The organism is Rathayibacter sp. VKM Ac-2754, assembly GCF_009807095.1.
Lineage (GTDB): Bacteria > Actinomycetota > Actinomycetes > Actinomycetales > Microbacteriaceae > Rathayibacter.
In genome coordinates, this window is sequence record NZ_WUCC01000008.1 from 114,082 (window position 1) to 131,876 (window position 17,795).

A 17,795-nucleotide genomic window follows, 5' to 3' on the forward strand; every position below is an offset into this window, starting at 1 on the left:
GACCATGACCACTCTGGATCACACCACCACCACCACCGCACCCGTCGCCGCAACGCCGGCGCGGAGCCTCCGATCGCGCGTTCTCGCCGTCGTCACGGCGGTGCTGCTCGCCCTCGGCGTCGTCGTCGGCGGTGCGACGAGCGCGCAGGCCGCCGACTGGCCCGTTCTCTCCTCCGGCTCGAGCGGCGAGGACGTGACCACCGCGCAGTACCTGCTGCGCGCCTCCGGCCAGTCGCTCGATGTCGACGGCGCCTTCGGACCGGGCACGCAGTCGGCCACCACCTCGTTCCAGTCCGGCAAGGGCCTCGCGGCGGACGGCGTGATCGGCGCGGCGACCTGGAGTGCGCTGACCGTGACCGTGCAGAGCGGCAGCTCGGGTGACGCGGTGAGCGCAGCGCAGACGCAGCTGAACGCGAACGGAGCCTCGGTCGCGGTCGACGGCGCCTTCGGGGCCGCGACGACCGCTGCCGTGCAGAGCTTCCAGAGCTCGGCCGGCCTGACCGCCGACGGCATCGTCGGACCCGCCACCTGGAAGGCGCTCATCGCGGGCACCGGAGGCGGCACCACGCCTCCCCCGAGCGGTGACGCCGCGGCGACGGCGCAGGCGATCCTCGACAACCCCGGCATCGAGCTGTACGAGCTGAGCCCGGACGCCGCCTCGACGTCGCTCGCGAACATCCGCGACACCGCTGCCGGGCAGCCGGCGAAGACGAGCCCGGAGAGCGATGTCGGTGTCACGTCGGTCGCGCTGAACCCCGCCATGCTCGACGCCCTGCTCAAGCTCAACACGCAGTACGGGCACACCCTGCGGGTGACCTCCATCGCCGGCGAGGACCACTCGTCGACGTCGGGCCACTACACCGGCGACGCGGTCGATATCGACCTCATCGACGGCGTGCGGGTCTACGAGGGCGCCGATCACCAGGCTATCCAGAACGCCTGCGACGAGATGGGTGCGACGCTCACCCTCGGCCCCGGCGACGCGGGCCACTCGGACCACGTGCACTGCGAGTTCTGATCCCGTGACGACGACGGGGGCGGGCGCCTGGACAGGGCGCCCGCCCCCGTCGTCGTGGGCGGCGTAGTCTCGGGTCATGAGCGCCTACGTCTCCGTCCTCGACCTGTTCAGCGTCGGGATCGGGCCGTCGAGCTCGCACACCGTCGGTCCGATGCGGGCCGCGCTGGCGCTCGCGGAACGCCTCCGCTCGGCGGGTCTGCTCGGCCGCGTGAGCCGGATCGGCTGCACCCTCTACGGATCGCTCGGCTCGACCGGCATCGGACACGGAACCCCCGACGCGGTGGTCGCCGGGCTCTCGGGGCTCGCCCCCGAGACCTGCGATCCCGACGCGGTGCGCGGAGCCTGGCGGCGGCTCGACGAGCTCGGCGAGATCCTGCTCGCGGGCGAGCAGCGCCTCCCGATGACGCGCGACGACGTCGCCTTCGAGCCGCGGACGCGGCTGCCCGAGCACCCCAACGCCCTGACCTTCAGCGTCTGGATCGGCGACGACGCCCTGCCGGAGCGCGAGGAGACGTACTACTCCATCGGAGGCGGGTTCATCCGCCGGGCCGGCGAGCGTGCCGATCTCGCGGCGCTGGCGCCGCATCCCTACCCCTTCGTCTCGGCGCTCGACCTGCTCGCGACCTGCGACCGGACCCGCTCGAGCATCGACGAGATCGCGGCGGCGAACGAGCGCGCGCTGCACCCCGACCAGGATGTCGACGCGCGCCTCGACGGGATCTGGGACGCGATGGCGGCCTGCGTCGAGCACGGCCTCGAGACCGAGGGAGTCCTCCCCGGCGGCCTCGAGGTGCGCCGGCGCGCCTCCCTGATGCGCGAGCGGCTCGAGGCCTTCGAGGTCGATCCGCTCGACCGCGCCCGCGCCACCTCGGTCGAGTGGCTGCACGCCTTCGCCCTCGCCGTGAACGAGGAGAACGCCGCGGGCGGGCGCGTCGTGACCGCTCCGACGAACGGCGCGGCGGGGATCATCCCGGCCGTCGCGCACTACTACCTCCGCTTCGTGCCGGGCGCCGACCGCGCAGGGATCCGGCGGTTCCTCCTCACGGCGACGGCGATCGGCTCGCTCTGCAAGACGAACGCGTCGATCTCGGGCGCGGAGGCGGGCTGCCAGGGCGAGGTCGGCTCGGCGTGCGCGATGGCCGCAGGAGCGCTCTGCGCCGTCCTCGGAGGCACCCCTCGGCAGGTCGAGAACGCCGCCGAGATCGCGATGGAGCACCATCTCGGCCTCACCTGCGACCCGGTCGGCGGGCTGGTGCAGATCCCGTGCATCGAGCGCAACGCCATCGCGGCCTCGACGGCCGTCAGCGCCGCCCGTCTCGCGCTGCACGGAGACGGCGTCCACCGGGTCTCGCTCGACACGGTCATCGAGACGATGCGGCAGACCGGCATCGACATGTCCTCGAAGTACAAGGAGACCAGCGAGGGCGGCCTCGCGGTCAACGTCATCGAGTGCTGAAGGTGGATCGCCGCGACTGGTGAGCCTCGGTTCGGCGCTTCTCGCCCACACCGGCGACGCAGAGCGGCAGATCTCGTCGAAGCCGCACGTCCCGTTGGACCCGCACATCGCGTCGAGCCCGAGACGACCTCCTCCGCATGGTCCCCTCCTCGCTGATCGATCAGCCCGCGCAGCGGGCGTATCGAGATCCACCAGCGTCAGAAGGCGAGGGCAGAAGCCTGATCTGCTGACGGACGTGGGTCTCGATACGCCCCTGCGGGGCTACTCGACCAGCAGGGAGGCGGCCGCGTGAAGCAGAGTTACGCGCCCAGGTGCGGGTGTCGGGGGTGCGGCCTAGCGTGACGTCATGACCAGCTCGCCCTACCTCACCCGGCCGATCGTCTCGACGCAGTGGCTCGCCGACCACCTCGGTCGCGAGAACCTGGTCGTGATCGACGCGAGCGTGCTCTTCGTGCCCGGATTCGACGGCCGCTACCGCTACCTCAGCGGAGAGGACCAGTACCTCGTCGAGGGCCACGTGCCCGGAGCCGTCTTCGCCGACCTGATCGAGCACCTCTCCGACGCCGAGGGCGCATATCCGTTCGGCCGGCTCGATCCCGAGCGCTTCGCCGCCGCGGTCGGCGCCCTGGGCATCGGCGACGACTCGGTCGTCGTGGTCTACGACTCCGCGGTGGGGCAGTGGGCCTCCCGTCTCTGGTGGCTGCTGCGCGCGGCGGGTCACGCCGCCGTCGCCGTCCTCGACGGCGGGCTCACCGCCTGGCGGCAGGAGTCGCGCCCGCTCGAGACCGGGCACGTCGCTCCGGTGTCCGGGGCGGGCATCACCGTCCGCGCCGAGCGCCCGCTCTGGATCGACAAGGCGGGGGTCGAGAGCATCCTCCGGGGCGAGGCTCCCGGCACGCTCGTCTGCGCGGCGCCGCCGAAGGAGTTCACCGGCGAGGCGGGCCAGCGTCCCCGACGCGGGCACCTGCCCGGCTCGGTGAGCGTCCCGGCCGCGCGCCTCGTCGACCGCGAGACCCACGTGCTCCTGCCGCAGGCGCGCCTGCGCGAGCTGTTCGCCGACGTCCTCGGTGCCGAACGCCTCGTGCTGTACTGCGGAGGCGGCATCGCTGCCGCCGCCGACGCGCTGGCGCTGACACTGCTCGGGAGGGACGACGTCGTGATCTACGACGGCTCGCTGAACGAGTGGGCGGCCGACCCCGAGGCGCCGCTCGTGGTCACGGCCGCCTGACGACGATCGACGGCAGGGTCGTCGTCGGCAGGGCGCAGACGAACGCCTCGCAGGAGTACGCGGTCGGCCGTCCGTCGCGCGAGACTCGACCCTCGAACAGCTCGAAGCCGGCCTCCGTCCAGTCGCGAGCGGCGTCGTCCGACACAGCGACGGCGATCCCCAGATCGGTCGTCCGCGCGCCCTCGAGCAGCGCGACGGCGCTGTCGGGAGCGACGAGCACCAGCTGGGTGACGGGCCGCGCCAGCCTCGTCGCCAGGGCGAGCACCGCACCGAAGCCCATCGGCTGCGACACCGCACCGGGAGCGACCGCGGCGACTACCGCCTCCGCCGCCTCGCGGTAGCGCAGCTCGCCCGTCAGGAGGTAGAGCTCGTGCGCCGCATCGGCCGTCGCCGACAGGCCCGACGGGTAGGCGCCCTCCGAGGGGTCCGCGGCGAGGAGCAGCCCTCGCGCGGCGAGCGCCGGGTCTCCGCCGCCCGGCAGCGCGAACGGCGGCCACGCCTCCGCCGCGTCGAGCGCCCCGTCGATCAGCGCCCGCGCGACGCGCGCGTAGCGGGGCGAGCCCTCGGCGACGGCGAGGCGCAGGAGTCCACCGGCGAGCATCCCGAGGTCTTCGAGCGCGGGGCGCGCGGCCGAGACCGCGTCGCCCAGGGAGGCCCGGACCACGAGCACGCCGTCGACCAGGTGCCGGTCGATCAGCAGGTCGGCGGCGCGTCGGGCCGCGTCGATCCAGTCCTCGCGGCCGAGCGCCCGGCCGGCCCGGGCGAGGGCCTGGATCGCCAGGCCGTTCCAGCCGGTGACCACCTTCTCGTCGAGCGCCGGGGGCTCGAGGCCGCCGCGGTCCTCCGCGAGGTAGTAGCCGCCCTCGGACCGCCGACCGTCGACGATGCTCTCCGAGTCCTGCGCGCTGGCGAACCCGCCGCTCGGACGCTGGAGCGTGCCGAGCAGGAAGGAGGCGATCCCCTCGGCGACCGCGGTCAGCGCCGCGGTGTCGGTGCCGTCGCGGCCGAGCAGGACGGCGGCGACGTCGAGGAGCAGCGCGTTGTCGTAGAGCATCCGCTCGTAGTGCGGGTCGCTCCAGTCGGCGCGGGTGGCGTAGCGGAAGAAGCCGCCGTCGCGGTCGCGCAGCGGCGAGCGGGCGAGGGTGAGGAGCGTGCGCTCGGCCAGCTCGGCGCCCGACGCCCGGGACGCGAGGAAGCCCAGCACCGGCGCGACCGGGAACTTCGGGGCGCCGCCGAAGCCGCCGTGCTCGCGGTCCTCCTCCTCGGCCAGCCACCGGACGGCGCCGTCGAGGGCCGCGTCATCCGGCAGGCCGGTCGACGTCGGGCGTTCGGCGGTCGCCTCGCGGAGCGCCGTCGCGAGCGAGCCGGCGGTGGCGTGCACCTCGTCGCGGCGCAGGCGCCACGCCTCCGACACGGCGTCGAGCACGTCCGAGAAGGCGGGCGTGCCGCCGACCGCGCGGGGCGGGAAGTAGGTGCCGGCGTAGAACGCCTCGCCGCCCGGGGTGGTGAAGACGGTGAGCGGCCAGCCGAGGTTCCGCGTGAAGGCGCTGGCGGCGGTGAGGTAGGCGGTGTCGACGTCGGGGTGCTCCTCGCGGTCGACCTTCACGGCGACGAAGCCGTCGTCGAGGCGCGCGGCGAGCACCGGATCCGAGAACGACTCCCGGGCCATGACGTGGCACCAGTGGCAGGTCGCGTAGCCGATGGAGACGAGCACGGGCACGTCGCGGCGCGCGGCCTCGGCGAACGCCTCCTCGCCCCAGGGGAACCAGTCGACGGCATTGTCCGCGTGCGAGCGGAGGTAGGGGCTGACACTCGAGCGCAGTCGTTCGGCCATCCCTCCACGCTAGCCCGGGGTGGCCGGGCCGTCAGGGGGTTGTCGGGCGCGCACAACGTCGGCGGAGAGCGCCTCTCGCGCACGATGGCGCGCGACGAGCACTCTCAGCCGACGTTCTGCAGCGACTCCTCGTGCCGGGGCGAGGGAACGAGCGGCAGCGCGACCACGGGCGCGAGGGCGACCACCGCGAAGGCGAGCGGATATCCCACCAGCCCGATCAGCGCCCCGATCGCCGGAGCAGCCACGGCCGCCGTCGCGAACTGCCCGGTGTTCTGCGCGCCGAGCGCCCGGCCCGACCACGAGGGGCCCGCGATCTCGGCGACGGAGGTGAAGGCGAGCCCGTTGTCGGCGACCGAGATCGTGGTGGCAGCGACGAAGAGGACGGCGGCCACCGCGACTCCGGCGTGCAGCGCGCTCGTGCCGGCGAGCAGGAGCAGGGCGACGACTCCGGCGACGGCCACCCAGCGCAGCGGAGCCAGGCGCGAGCCGACCCGGTCGCTGAGCACGCCCACCGCGATGCGACCGAACGCGCCCGCGAACTGGGCGACGGCGATGAGGACGCCCGCCGCGGCCGGATCCCAGCTCTGATCGACGATCAGCCAGACGAGGCCGAAGGTCGAGAGGGTGAACTGCGGCACGACCAGCAGCGCCGAGACGCCGTGGATGCGCCAGAGCGCGGCGTTCTCGCGGTAGGGATTGCGGGCGGGAGCCGCCGCGCTCCGGGGCGCCCGGGGCGGATCGATGATGCCGATCGCGCAGGCGACCGCCAGCACCGCGAGCAGCACGGCCGGCACGGCGAGGGCGGCCGGGATGCCGGCCGCGGCGGCGAGCGGCGGGATGCTCAGCGACGCGGCGGCGACTCCGAGCGGCTGGCTCATCTGCCGGACGCCCATCGCCAGACCCCGGCGGTGGCGCGGGAACCAGCCGATCACCACGCGTCCGCTCGCGGCGTTGACGCTCCCCGAGGCCATCCCGCCGAGGAGGAGGAAGACGGCGAGCGCGATCAGGTCGCCGCCCGTGAGCATCGCCGCGACCGCGCTGAGGGCCGTCGCGCCGACTCCGATCGCGATCACGATCCGCTCGCCGTAGCGGTCGGCGAGAGCGCCCCACGCGACGAGGGTCAGCACGAGTCCGACGTTGGGGGCGGAGGCGAGCAGGCCGGCCTCGGCGAGCGAGTAGCCGTACTCGGTGTGCAGCAGCGGGATCAGGAACGGCGGCACCGACACGAAGACGGTCGTGGCGGCCTGCGCCGCGACGCCGAGCGCGAGCATCAGCCACGGGCGTGGAGTGCGGGACACGATCCTCCTCGGGGAGCGCTCAGGAGCGGGGACTCCGGAACCCTAGCGCCGGTCAGCGCTCGAAGAACCAGCCGCTCGGGCGCTCGGGGCGCGCGACGTCGGTGCCGCCGGAGCCGCGACCGCGCCTGCCGAGCACGAGGTAGGCGATGCTGCCGAGGAACGGCGCGATGACGATGAAGGCGACCCAGCCGACCTTCGCGACCTTCGAGAGGCGGTGGTTCGAGAGCACGCCCTGGATCGCGAAGAGCAGCAGGACGATGTTGAGCACGACGAGCAGCGACTGCGGATTCACTCGGGCCCTCTCTGCTCGACGAGCCCGTCGGATTTCTCGAGGGGACAGGGCATTCTCGCACGCGGCCGTAGGATGGAGGGCTCATGTCAGACGCCCTCAGCATCCGCTACCCGCCCGAACTGCCCGTGTCGGCGCGTCGCGACGACATCGCGGCAGCGATCCGCGACAACCAGGTCGTGATCGTCGCGGGGGCGACGGGATCCGGCAAGACGACGCAGCTGCCGAAGATCCTGCTCGAGCTGGGGCTCGGGAGCATCGCGCACACGCAGCCCCGCCGCATCGCCGCGCGCACGATCGCCGAGCGCATCGCGGAGGAGCTCGACGACGAGGTCGGCGGGATCGTCGGCTACCAGGTCCGCTTCACCGACAAGGCGAGCGCCTCGACGCGGATCAAGCTGATGACCGACGGCATCCTGCTGAACGAGATGAACCACGACCGGATGCTCAGCCGGTACGACGCGATCATCATCGACGAGGCCCACGAGCGCAGCCTCAACATCGACTTCCTGCTCGGCTACCTGCACCGCCTGCTGCCGCAGCGACCGGAGCTGAAGCTCGTCATCACCTCCGCGACGATCGACCCCGCCAGCTTCGCGAAGCACTTCTCCGACGCCGAGGGGAAGCCCGCGCCGGTGATCGAGGTGTCGGGCCGCACCTTTCCCGTCGAGATCCGCTACCGCCCGCTGGTGGCCGAGGAGCCGGAGGAGGACGACGACACCGACACCCCCGACGCGACCGCGGGCAGCCGCGACCTGATGACAGGCATCGCCGACGCGCTCGCCGAGCTCGCCCGCGAGGATCCGGGCGACGTGCTGGTCTTCCTCTCGGGCGAGAACGAGATCCGCGACGCGGAGGACGCGATCCGCGGGCGGAACCTGCCGGGCACCGAGGTCCTCCCCCTCTACGGCCGTCTGTCGGCCGCCGACCAGCACCGCGTCTTCGAGCGCTCCCGCACCCCGGGCGTGCGCCGGCGCGTGATCCTCGCCACCAACGTCGCCGAGACGAGCCTCACCGTGCCCGGCATCCGCTACGTGATCGACGGAGGAACGGCGCGCATCTCGCGCTACAGCGCGCGCTCGAAGGTCCAGCGCCTGCCCATCGAGGCGGTCTCGCAGGCCTCGGCGAACCAGCGCTCCGGGCGCTCGGGCCGCACCAGCGCGGGCATCGCGATCCGGCTGTACTCGGAGGAGGACTACCTCCGCCGCCCCGAGTACACCGACCCCGAGATCCTGCGCACGGGGCTCGCGGCGGTCATCCTGCAGATGATCTCGCTCGGCCTCGGCGACATCGCCTCCTTCCCGTTCCTGACGCCTCCGGACTCGCGCGGCATCAAGGACGGTCTCGACCTGCTCACCGAGCTCGGCGCGATCCGCGCCCAGGGCGAGTCGAGCACACGCGCCACGCCGGCCGCGCCGCAGCTGACGCGCATCGGCCGAGACCTCGCGCGCCTCCCGATCGACCCGCGCTTCGGGCGGATGGTGATCGAGTCGCGCACGCACGGCGTGAGCCGCGAGGTGATGGCGATCGTCGCCGGACTCACCATCCAGGACGTCCGCGAGCGGCCCCTCGAGCGCCGCGCGCAGGCCGACCAGCAGCACGCCCGCTTCGTCGACCCGACCAGCGACTTCCTCACCCTGCTCAACCTCTGGAACTACCTCGAGGAGAAGCAGGCGGAGCTCTCGTCGAGCGCGTTCCGCCGGCTGTGCAAGGCCGAGTACCTCAACTACCTGCGGGTGCGCGAATGGCAGGACGTGTTCCGGCAGCTGCGCCAGCTCGCCCGCCCGCTGAAGCTCGAGATCGGCGACCCCAAGGTCGACCCCGACGGCATCCACCGCTCGCTGCTCGCGGGCCTGCTCTCGCACCTCGGCATCAAGGACACCACCTCGCAGCAGGCTCAGCGCGCGGCCAAGAGCCGCGAGCGCCAGAGCGTGCAGTACGTCGGCGCCCGCAACGCCAAGTTCTCGATCTTCCCGGGCAGCGCGCTCGCCAAGAAGCTCCCCGACGCCGTGATGAGCGCCGAGCTCGTCGAGACGAGCCGGCTCTTCGCGCGCTCGAACGCCGCGATCGATCCGGCCTGGGCGGAGGCGATCGCCGGCGACCTCGTGAAGCGCCAGTACAGCGAGCCGCACTGGGAGAAGGCGCAGGGCGCCGCCGTCGCGTACGAGAAGGTCACGCTCTACGGCGTGCCGATCATCGCCCGGCGCCGAGTGCAGTTCTCGCGCATCGACGCCTCCTACGCCCGCGAGCTGTTCATCCGGCACGCCCTGGTCGAGGGCGAGTGGGAGTCGCGGCACGCGTTCGACCGCAAGAACCGCGCCCTGCGCGCCGAACTCGAGCGGCTCGAGGAGCGCACTCGGCGCCGCGACCTGCTCGTGGACGACGAGGCGGTCTTCGACTTCTACGACCGCCGTCTCCCCCGCGACATCCACTCGGTCCGCTCGTTCGACTCCTGGTGGCGCACGGCGCAGCACGACGAGCCCGACCTGCTGACGATGACGCAGCAGACCCTGCTGCCCGAGGACGCGGAGGAGATCGACGAGACCGCGTTCCCGACCCAGTGGCGCCAGGCCGACCAGCGCTTCCGCCTCTCGTACCGGTTCGAGCCCGGCACGGAGGAGGACGGCGTGACCGTCCACGTGCCCCTGGCACTCCTGCCGCGCGTCTCGCCGCTCGGCTTCGACTGGCTGGTCCCTGGGCTCCGCGACGAGCTCGTCGCCGCGATGATCAAGGCGCTGCCCAAGCACCTGCGGCGCAACGTCGTCCCGGCGAACGACTGGGCCCGCCGGCTCACGTCCGCGCTCCCCCACGACGTGCCGAACCCGCCGACGGAGTCGTTCGCCGCGACCCTCGCGAGCGCCATCCAGCACGAGGCGGGCGTCGTGGTGAAGGCCTCCGACTTCGAGCTGGAGCGGATCCCCACGCATCTGCGGGTGACCTTCGCGATCGCGGATGAGCGCGGCCGCACGATCGCCGCCGGCAAGGAGCTCGCGCCTCTGTCCGAGCGGCTGCGCGGCCGGGTCCGCGACGAGGTCGCCCGCGTCGTCGAAGCGCGCGTGCCCGACGCGCTCGAGCGCCGGGGCCTGAAGACCTGGGACATGCCCGAGCTCCCCCGGGTGACCGACACCCGGCAGGGCGGCAACACCATCCGCGCCTACCCGGCTCTCATCGACGACGGCGACTCCGTGTCGATCCGCCTGCTCGCGACGCCGGAGGACCAGGCCCGCGAGCACCCGCGCGGAGTGCGGCGCCTCCTGCTGCTCGCGACCCCCAGCCCGGTCGCCTACGTGCAGCAGCACCTCACCTCGCACGAGAAGCTCGTGCTCGCGCAGAGCCCGTACCAGAACACGACCGCGCTGTTCACCGACTGCCTGCTCGCCTGCGTCGATGCGGTGCTCTGGCGGATGAAGCCCGACGGGATGCTGTTCCTCCGCGCCGAGTTCGACGCCGTGCGCGACCGGGTCTCGGCGAGCGTCATGGACTCGATGTTCGAGACCGTGAAGACGGTGACCACGATCCTGACCACGGCCCGCGGTGTCGAGAAGGCGCTGAAGACGTCCTCGAGCATGGCCCTGCTGCCGGCGCTGACCGATGCGCGCGAGCAGCTCTCGGGTCTCGTCTACCCGGGATTCGTCTCGGCGACCGGAGTGGAGCGCCTGCGCCACCTGCCCCGCTACCTCGCGGCGATCACCGAGCGCTTCGGCAAGATCGGCGAGAACGTCGGTCGCGACCGCGTGTGGCTGAACGAGGTTCAGGCGGCGCAGGAGCTGTACCGCACGGCAGGAGGGGTGCGGCCCCTCCCGCCGCACGCCCCCGAGAACCTCGCGCGCGCTCGCTGGATGATCGAGGAGCTGCGGGTGAGCTTCTTCGCGCAGGGCCTCGGCACGGCCGAGAGCGTCTCACTGCAGCGCATCCGGAAGGTGCTCGCCGGCTGATCGCCGAGTCGCCTCCGCGGGCCGCTAGTGTCGTCCGGTGGGCAGCTACACCGAACTCCTGAAGACCCCTGGCGTGGGTCGGATCATCGCGGCGCAGCTCACTGCGCGGTTCCCGTTCGGGATGCTCTCGCTGGCCTTCCTCCTGCACGTCGAGCGCGTGCACGACTCCTACGCCGCCGCCGGTCTGGTGCTCGGCTCGATGTCGATCGGCCAGGCGATCGCGGGCCCGCTGACGAGCCGCCTGATGGGCCGCCTCGGCATGCGCCGGGTGCTCACGCTGACCCTGATCGTCTGCGCCGCCGCCATCATCGCGATGGCGCTGCTCGAGCTCGAGATCTGGCAGTTCGTGGTGATCGCGATGATCGCCGGGCTGAGCATGCCTCCCGTGCAGCCGGCCGTGCGCACCATCTACCCCAAGATGGTCACCAGCTCGCAGCTCACTCCGCTGTTCTCGCTCGACGCCTCGGCGCAGGAGATCATCTGGGTGCTCGGCCCGGTGCTGACCACCTTCGTGTCGATCCAGATCTCGACGGTCGCGGGCATCCTCACGGCGGCGGCGTTCCTGATCGGAGGCGGCATCTGGTTCATCGCGTCGCCCGAGGTCGGCCGCGTGCGCATCCCGCGCTCCAAGCGCAAGCTCGGCGTCGTGCTCTCGAAGCCGCCGGTGCTGCTGGCGACCGTCGTGGGCTTCCTGCTGGTCGGCGCGTGCGCCGCGGTCGAGGCGGGGGTCGTCGCCGTGTTCGGCGAGGGCGGTGTCGAGTCGGGTGTGGTCCTCGCGATCTTCGCGGCCGGATCCCTGGTCGGCGGTCTGACGCTCGGGCACATCCCGATCAGCCGCTGGGCGACCGCGCGGCGCATGCTGATCGTGACCGTCGGCATGGGGCTCGCCGCCTTCTCGACCGACTTCTGGTGGCTGTCGGCGACCCTGTTCCTCGCGGGCGTCGGCATCGCTCCGGCTCTCGCCGCCCTGTTCACGATCACGGCCGCGAGCGTGCGCTTCTCGGACACGGCGGAGGCGTACGGCTGGGTCGGCACCGGCCAGCTCATCGGCGCCGCGCTCGGCTCGGCCATCGCCGGCGTGCAGATCGACCAGGCCGGCCCGACGGCCGCGATCGCCGTCGCGGCGGTCTTCGCGTTCGTCGGCTTCGTGGTCCCCGCGCTCGGCCGCCGCTACCACCCCGACCTGCGCGGGCGCGACGCGAGCCCCCTCCCCGACACCGAACCCGTGAACCTGCCCACCTGATCGGCCGCCCCGTTGCCCGGCCCGGGGTGCCGTCCTAGGGTTGGCCCCATGACGGGGGATCCGGAGGTGCGCATGACGGTACTGCGCGCCGAGGCGGAGGATCTCGTGCGGAAGCACCAGCGCGCGGCGGCGGACGCCCAGGTGCTCGAGCCCTGGGCCGACCCGGAGACGCCCGAGTGGTGCGCGGAGCTCGCCGCGGCCCTCTGGGAGGGTTCCTTCCGGCCCAGCCCCGTGTACTACCGGGCGGAGGACCAGTCGCACGCGTGGCGCGGTCCGCACCAGGTCCGGCTCCACCACCTCGGCTTCGGCTGGCAGCTCACGGCGAACCGCGAGACAGCCGGAGGCGGCTCGACGGCGACCACCGTGGTCGTGCTCGAGACGGGATCGCTCTGGTTCGGCGCGGGGCCGGGTCGTCGACCCGGACGCGGGCTCCTCGGTCTCGGCGACCACGGACCGGTCGAGGGACTGCAGCCGGGGCACGACTCCTACTTCGCGGTGCAGAACCTCACGGAGCGCGACGCCGCATCTCGCGCCGAGCGCCGCCTCCTGTTCGGAGTCGCCGGGCTCGCCGCCCTGATCGAGGACTCGGTGGGCGTCGGCCCGCACGGCGAGCTCGACTGGACTCTCTGACGTCGGTGGTGCGTGTCAGCATGGAGGCATGAGCCTCCCGCTGATCCCCCTCAACGACGGCGGCGCGATCCCGCAGATCGGGCTCGGCGTCTACAAGATCGGCGACGACGAGGCCGCCCGCGCGGTCGCGACGGCCCTCGAGGCGGGCTACCGCCACGTCGACACGGCCACCCTCTACGGCAACGAGCGCGGCGTCGGCGAGGGCATCCGCGCGAGCGGCGTCCCGCGCGAGCAGGTCTTCGTGACCACGAAGGTCTGGAACGACGACCACGGCTTCGACGAGACCCTCGCGGCCTTCGACCGCAGCCTCGAGCTGCTCGGCACCGACTACGTCGACCTCTACCTCGTGCACTGGCCGATCCCCTCGCGCGACCGCTACGTCGACACCTACCGCGCCCTCGAGCGCATCCGGCAGGAGGGGCGGGCGCGCTCGATCGGAGTGTCGAACTTCGCCGTCGAGCACCTCGAGCGCCTCCTCGGCGAGACCGAGGTCGTGCCCGCGATCAACCAGGTCGAGCTGCACCCGCGACTGCCGCAGGAGGAGCTGCGAGCCTTCGACGCCGCGCACGGCATCGTCACCGAGGCGTGGTCGCCGCTCGCCCGCGGCCGGCTCCTCGACGAGCCGGTGCTCGACAGGATCGCGGCGAAGCACGGCGTCTCACCCGCGCAGGTCGTCCTGCGCTGGCATCTGCAGCTCGGTGTCGTCGTGATCCCCAAGTCGGTGACGCCCGCGCGGATCGTCGAGAACCTCGACGTGCTCGGCTTCGCCCTCGACGACGACGACCTCGCGACGATCCGCGCCCTCGAGACCGGCGAGCGCACGGGCCGCGACCCGCGGTTCGACTGAGCCGGCCCCGCGATGCGTCTCGGATCCATGCTGGTCGAGTAGCCCCGCAGGGGCGTATCGAGACCCACCAGCGTCAGCAGATGAGGCTTCTGCGCCGGACTTCTGACGGACGTGGATCTCGATACGCCCGCTGCGCGGGCTACTCGATCAGCAGAAGTGGGACCTCACGTAGGAAGTCACTCTACTCAGAGACCCCCGCAAGCCCGCTGGTCGAGTAGCCGCCATAGGCGGCGTATCGAGACCCACCAGCGTCAGCAGATGAGGCTTATGCGCCGGACTTCTGACGGACGTGGATCTCGATACGCCCGCTGCGCGGGCTACTCGATCAGCGAGAGACGGGGCCGCGCACACGACCTCACTTCTCGCCACGAACCCCGAAAGCCCGCTGGTCGAGCAGCCGCCGCAGGCGGCGTACCGAGACCCGCCTCCCTGCGAACACGCACGCTCAGGACCGGCGACGAACTGGCAGGAATCCGCGCCCTCGAGACCGGGCCGCGGCCCGCGGTTCGGCCGAGGCGGCCTAGCGTGGCGGGATGACGAACCGCGACGCTCTCCTCCTGCACGGCCTCGGTGGCGCCTCCGGAACCTGGTGGCGGCTCGCCGCCGACCTGCGCGCCGCGGGATGGACCGTGAGCACCCCGGATCTGCGCGGTCACGGCGCCGGGCCGCGCGGCGGCTCCTCCGGCCACGACGCCTACGCCGACGACGCGCTCGCCGAGCGGCCGGCCCAGGGGGCGTGGGGCCTCGTCGTCGGGCACTCCCTCGGCGGCGCGGTCGCCGTGCGGGCGGCGGCCCGCGACTCCCGCTGGGCCGAGCGCCTCGTGCTGCTCGACCCCGTCCTCCGCCTCGAGCAGACGGTGCGAGCGGAGGTGCGCGAGGGCGAGCTCGCCGACCTCGACGTCACTGCCGAGCAGCTCGCGACGAGCCACCCGCACTGGGACGAGCGCGACCGCGCCGAGAAGCTCGCCGCCGCCCGCGCTGCGGACCCGTCGGCCGTCACGGCGACGATCGACGAGAACGACCCGTGGGACGTGGTCGCCGACGTCGCCGCGCTGCGGGCTCCCGTGCTCGTGCTGGCCGGCGATCCTGAGATCTTCACATTCTTCCCGCCGCGCCTCGCCGCCGAGGTGCTGCGGGAGAACCCGCGCGTGCGCTACGCGGTGGTGTCCGGAGCCGGTCACAGCCCCCATCGCGACCGCCCCGCCGAGACCACGGCCATGCTGCGGGAGTGGGCGGAGAGCGACGCCACGGCCTGATGCGCAAGGCCGCCGGTGTTTCGTGCCCGTGAACTCTGAGAAGAGGGGGTGCGCTCGGCGTCGCCTGTGAATAGCCTCGTGAAAGGCGCCGGCTGCTCCCAGAAGGGGGACAGCCACCGCGCCGGTCGTCCCCGGACGACCCCCTGTCATCGACGAAAGGGACCACCATGGTGAACACCATCCACGGAGCGCAAGGCGCACGGCGCCGACGCTCGCTCCTCGGCACGAGCGCGATGATCGGGGTCGGCGCCGTCGTCGCCGGCTTCGCCTTCGCCCCTGCGGCGAGCGCCGTCGAGCCGGTCGACTTCGCTGAGACCGTCACGGTCGACGGCATCATGAACCACCTGGAGGCGTTCCAGGCGATCGCGGACGCCAATGACGGCAACCGCGCGATCGGCACGGAGGGCTACGAGCTCAGCGGCCAGTACGTCGAGGCCGTGCTGGCCGAGGCCGGCTACACGACCGAGCGCCAGGACTTCTCGACCGCCACCCAGGTCATCGACGCGTTCTCGCTCACGACGACGCCCGCCGTCGTCGGCACCCCGATGGAGTTCACCCCGTCGACGCCCGAGGGCGGAGTGACCGGCGAGCTCATCACTCCGGTCGACCCGCTGGGCTGCACCGCCGACGCCTGGACGGGCCTCGACGCGACCGGCAAGATCGCGCTGGTCAGCCGCGGCACGTGCGCCTTCCTCGAGAAGTCGATCGCCGCCGGCGCAGCGGGCGCCTCGGCGATCCTGATCTACGACAACGCGCCGAGCGACGCTCTGAACGGCACCTACGGTGCCCAGGACGAGGCCGCGATCCCCGGCGCCGGCCTGACCCAGGCCGAGGGCGAGTCGCTCCTCGCCGCGCTGCCCTCGACGGCGACGCTGTCGATCCAGCAGACCACCACCGTCGTGGACACCTTCAACATCATCACCGAGACCGCGGGCGGCGACCACGACAACGTCGTGATGCTCGGCGCGCACCTCGACGGCGTGCCCGAGGGCCCCGGCATCAACGACAACGGCTCCGGATCGGCGACGCTGCTCGAGACCGCCGTCCAGCTCGCCGAGGCGGGCGAGACCACCAACGCGGTGCGCTTCGCCTGGTGGGGCGCTGAAGAGGTCGGCCTCGTCGGCTCCTACAACTACGTCGACTCGCTGACGCAGGAGGACGCGGACAAGATCGCGACCTACATGAACTTCGACATGGTCGCCTCGCCGAACTACGTGATCTCGGTCTACGACGCGAACGAGTCCACCTACGAGGCGCCGGTCGAGGTCCCCGCGGGCTCGATCGCCACCGAGAAGGCGTTCACCGACTACTTCGACTCGATCGACCAGCCGTGGATCGACACCGCGTTCGACGGACGCAGCGACTACGACGGCTTCATCTCGGTCGGCATCCCGTCCTCCGGCGTGTTCACCGGCGCTGACGACATCAAGACCGAGGAGGAGGCGGCTCTGTTCGGCGGTACCGTCGGCATCCCCCACGACCCGAACTACCACTCGGCCGGTGACGACCTGGCGAACATCAACCAGGAGGCGCTCGGCATCACCTCGAAGGCGATCGCCTACGTGACCGCCTCGTTCGCGGAGGACACCTCGGCCATCGACGCCGAGAAGGACCCGACGACGCCGACGCCGACCCCCACGCCCGCTCCTCCCATCACGCTCCCCACTCGGGAGCAGGTGCTCGAGCTGATCGCCGCCGGTCTGTCGCCGCGCGAGATCGCCGCTGAGCTCGGCATCACGCAGGGCAACGCCTCGCAGTACGTCGATGCTGTCCTGGACCAGCTGGGCATCTCCGACCGGGCCGAGGCCGAGCGTCTCGTCCGCGAGTACCTGGCCGACCGGGGCCTGCTCACCGGCGCGACGCTCTGACCGGTCGCACCACCCGGGGAACCCCGGTCCGTCGAGGCAGCCGGCACCCGCTGGCCGCCTCGACGGGCCGGGGTTCCCTCGTGCAAGCATGTGCGACGGGTGCGGTGAGGTGCCCGGTGCGGTGAGCTGCAAGGCGGAGGAGGAAGCGATACCGGCGGTATCGCGCCCGACGACAACGCCGCAGATCGCCGTGCCGGGCACCTCACCGGCGGGCGCGGGCGAAGGCCTCCTCGACGTCCTCCTCGGGGTCGGCGAGGAGGCGGAGGGTCGCGAGGGCGTGGATCCGCCGGGCCTGCTCGCCCGACCGGGCAGCGGTCTCGAGGACGTCGGCGGCGACGTCGCCGAGTATGAGCAGCGCGCGGGTGAGGCTCCGCTGCTCCGGTCGGTCGCCCTCGCCGAGGTGCTCGGCGAGCTGCCGGGCGAGGGCGGGGCGCTCGCTCTCGGGCGCGAGTCGCGCGGCCGTCCGCCAGGCCGCCCGGGCGACCTCGGGATGCTCGTCGTGCAGCAGCGCGGGCGTGATCGCGGGCCACGCGCGCGGATCCCCCACCTTCGACAGCGTGTGCAGCGACTGGCTGCGGGCCTGCGGCGACTCCGACACCAGCTCGGGCAGGAGGAGGTCGACGGTGACAGCGGGATCGTGCCGGGTCAGCGCCCAGGTGAGCATCTCGCGGACCCCGAAGTCGGTCTCGACGGCGCACTGCGCGACGAGCACCGCGGCGTACTCGTCGGCGGGCCGGGTGCCGGCTGTCATCGCGGCCTGGAGCCTGGAGGACGCGTCGGGCGCGCGAAGGGCCGCGCGGAGCCTGTCGGCAGGTCGGGTCTCGTCGCTCATATGCCTCCTATTCGACACCCTCCCGCCGGGAGGACGTCGAGTGCGGGCGGGAGGGGTTCCC

General features: G+C 72.7%; 13 protein-coding genes. 9 read left to right on the forward strand and 4 right to left on the reverse strand.

All coding sequences use genetic code 11. From position 1 onward, the window contains the following. Positions 1 to 4 precede the first annotated feature (4 nt). The 3 genes from GRS92_RS14155 to GRS92_RS14165 all read left to right on the forward strand — a co-directional run bounded on the left by GRS92_RS14155 (position 5) and on the right by GRS92_RS14165 (position 3,702). Positions 5 to 1,018 (forward strand): peptidoglycan-binding domain-containing protein, encoded by a 1,014-nt coding sequence (locus GRS92_RS14155; RefSeq protein ID WP_235022041.1) that lies wholly within the window; start codon positions 5 to 7, stop codon positions 1,016 to 1,018. Positions 1,019 to 1,094: 76 nt separating this feature from the next. Then, the gene (locus GRS92_RS14160; RefSeq protein WP_159857474.1) at positions 1,095 to 2,474 is read left to right on the forward strand and encodes an L-serine ammonia-lyase; all 1,380 of its coding nucleotides are present in this window, start codon (positions 1,095 to 1,097) and stop codon (positions 2,472 to 2,474) included. Positions 2,475 to 2,820: 346 nt separating this feature from the next. Continuing rightward, positions 2,821 to 3,702, forward strand: a complete 882-nt coding sequence (locus tag GRS92_RS14165; protein ID WP_159857476.1) for a sulfurtransferase — start codon at positions 2,821 to 2,823, stop codon at positions 3,700 to 3,702. Here the strand turns inward: GRS92_RS14165 and GRS92_RS14170 are convergent. The 3 genes from GRS92_RS14170 to GRS92_RS14180 form a co-directional block, all read right to left on the reverse strand. After that, entirely contained in the window at positions 3,689 to 5,536 is a 1,848-nt protein-coding gene (locus GRS92_RS14170) for a thioredoxin domain-containing protein (RefSeq protein WP_159857478.1), read from the reverse strand. The genes GRS92_RS14165 and GRS92_RS14170 overlap by 14 nt on opposite strands. Positions 5,537 to 5,640: 104 nt before the next feature. Then, complete coding sequence (locus GRS92_RS14175; protein WP_442966240.1) at positions 5,641 to 6,807, reverse strand: MFS transporter; 1,167 nt, start codon at positions 6,805 to 6,807, stop codon at positions 5,641 to 5,643. Positions 6,808 to 6,886: 79 nt separating this feature from the next. Then, positions 6,887 to 7,126 carry a PLDc N-terminal domain-containing protein gene (locus tag GRS92_RS14180; protein ID WP_159857480.1) on the reverse strand — a complete coding sequence of 80 codons (240 nt, stop codon included), beginning with the start codon at positions 7,124 to 7,126 and terminating at the stop codon, positions 6,887 to 6,889. 83 nt (positions 7,127 to 7,209) lie between these two features. Between GRS92_RS14180 and hrpA the strand changes: the two genes are divergently transcribed. The 6 genes from hrpA (at position 7,210) to GRS92_RS14210 (ending at position 16,902) form a co-directional block, all read left to right on the forward strand. Further along, positions 7,210 to 11,058, forward strand: a complete 3,849-nt coding sequence (hrpA, locus tag GRS92_RS14185) for an ATP-dependent RNA helicase HrpA (protein ID WP_159857482.1) — start codon at positions 7,210 to 7,212, stop codon at positions 11,056 to 11,058. Between the two features lie 37 nt (positions 11,059 to 11,095). Then, on the forward strand, positions 11,096 to 12,301 hold the full coding sequence (locus GRS92_RS14190; protein ID WP_159857484.1) for an MFS transporter: 1,206 nt from the start codon (positions 11,096 to 11,098) through the stop codon (positions 12,299 to 12,301). Positions 12,302 to 12,349: 48 nt separating this feature from the next. After that, positions 12,350 to 12,931 carry a hypothetical protein gene (locus tag GRS92_RS14195; RefSeq protein ID WP_159857486.1) on the forward strand — a complete coding sequence of 194 codons (582 nt, stop codon included), beginning with the start codon at positions 12,350 to 12,352 and terminating at the stop codon, positions 12,929 to 12,931. 28 nt (positions 12,932 to 12,959) lie between these two features. Further along, positions 12,960 to 13,778 carry an aldo/keto reductase gene (locus GRS92_RS14200; RefSeq protein ID WP_159857488.1) on the forward strand — a complete coding sequence of 273 codons (819 nt, stop codon included), beginning with the start codon at positions 12,960 to 12,962 and terminating at the stop codon, positions 13,776 to 13,778. 533 nt (positions 13,779 to 14,311) lie between these two features. Then, positions 14,312 to 15,034, forward strand: a complete 723-nt coding sequence (locus GRS92_RS14205; protein WP_159857490.1) for an alpha/beta fold hydrolase — start codon at positions 14,312 to 14,314, stop codon at positions 15,032 to 15,034. A gap of 167 nt (positions 15,035 to 15,201) precedes the next feature. After that, entirely contained in the window at positions 15,202 to 16,902 is a 1,701-nt protein-coding gene (locus GRS92_RS14210; RefSeq protein WP_159857492.1) for a M20/M25/M40 family metallo-hydrolase, read from the forward strand. Between the two features lie 202 nt (positions 16,903 to 17,104). Here GRS92_RS14210 and GRS92_RS14215 read toward each other — a convergent pair whose 3' ends face one another. Then, a complete protein-coding gene (locus GRS92_RS14215) occupies positions 17,105 to 17,653 on the reverse strand; it encodes a HEAT repeat domain-containing protein (RefSeq protein ID WP_235022042.1) in 549 nt (182 codons plus the stop codon). Positions 17,654 to 17,795 lie beyond the last annotated feature (142 nt).

Coding starts and splice junctions, on each gene's coding strand:
- GRS92_RS14155 (WP_235022041.1), top strand. CDS start 5: ATGACCACTCTGGATCACACCACCACCACCACCGCACCCGTCGCCGCA.
- GRS92_RS14160 (WP_159857474.1), top strand. CDS start 1,095: ATGAGCGCCTACGTCTCCGTCCTCGACCTGTTCAGCGTCGGGATCGGG.
- GRS92_RS14165 (WP_159857476.1), top strand. CDS start 2,821: ATGACCAGCTCGCCCTACCTCACCCGGCCGATCGTCTCGACGCAGTGG.
- GRS92_RS14170 (WP_159857478.1), bottom strand. CDS start 5,536: ATGGCCGAACGACTGCGCTCGAGTGTCAGCCCCTACCTCCGCTCGCAC.
- GRS92_RS14175 (WP_442966240.1), bottom strand. CDS start 6,807: ATGCTCGCGCTCGGCGTCGCGGCGCAGGCCGCCACGACCGTCTTCGTG.
- hrpA (WP_159857482.1), top strand. CDS start 7,210: ATGTCAGACGCCCTCAGCATCCGCTACCCGCCCGAACTGCCCGTGTCG.
- GRS92_RS14195 (WP_159857486.1), top strand. CDS start 12,350: ATGACGGGGGATCCGGAGGTGCGCATGACGGTACTGCGCGCCGAGGCG.
- GRS92_RS14200 (WP_159857488.1), top strand. CDS start 12,960: ATGAGCCTCCCGCTGATCCCCCTCAACGACGGCGGCGCGATCCCGCAG.
- GRS92_RS14205 (WP_159857490.1), top strand. CDS start 14,312: ATGACGAACCGCGACGCTCTCCTCCTGCACGGCCTCGGTGGCGCCTCC.
- GRS92_RS14210 (WP_159857492.1), top strand. CDS start 15,202: ATGGTGAACACCATCCACGGAGCGCAAGGCGCACGGCGCCGACGCTCG.
- GRS92_RS14215 (WP_235022042.1), bottom strand. CDS start 17,653: ATGACAGCCGGCACCCGGCCCGCCGACGAGTACGCCGCGGTGCTCGTC.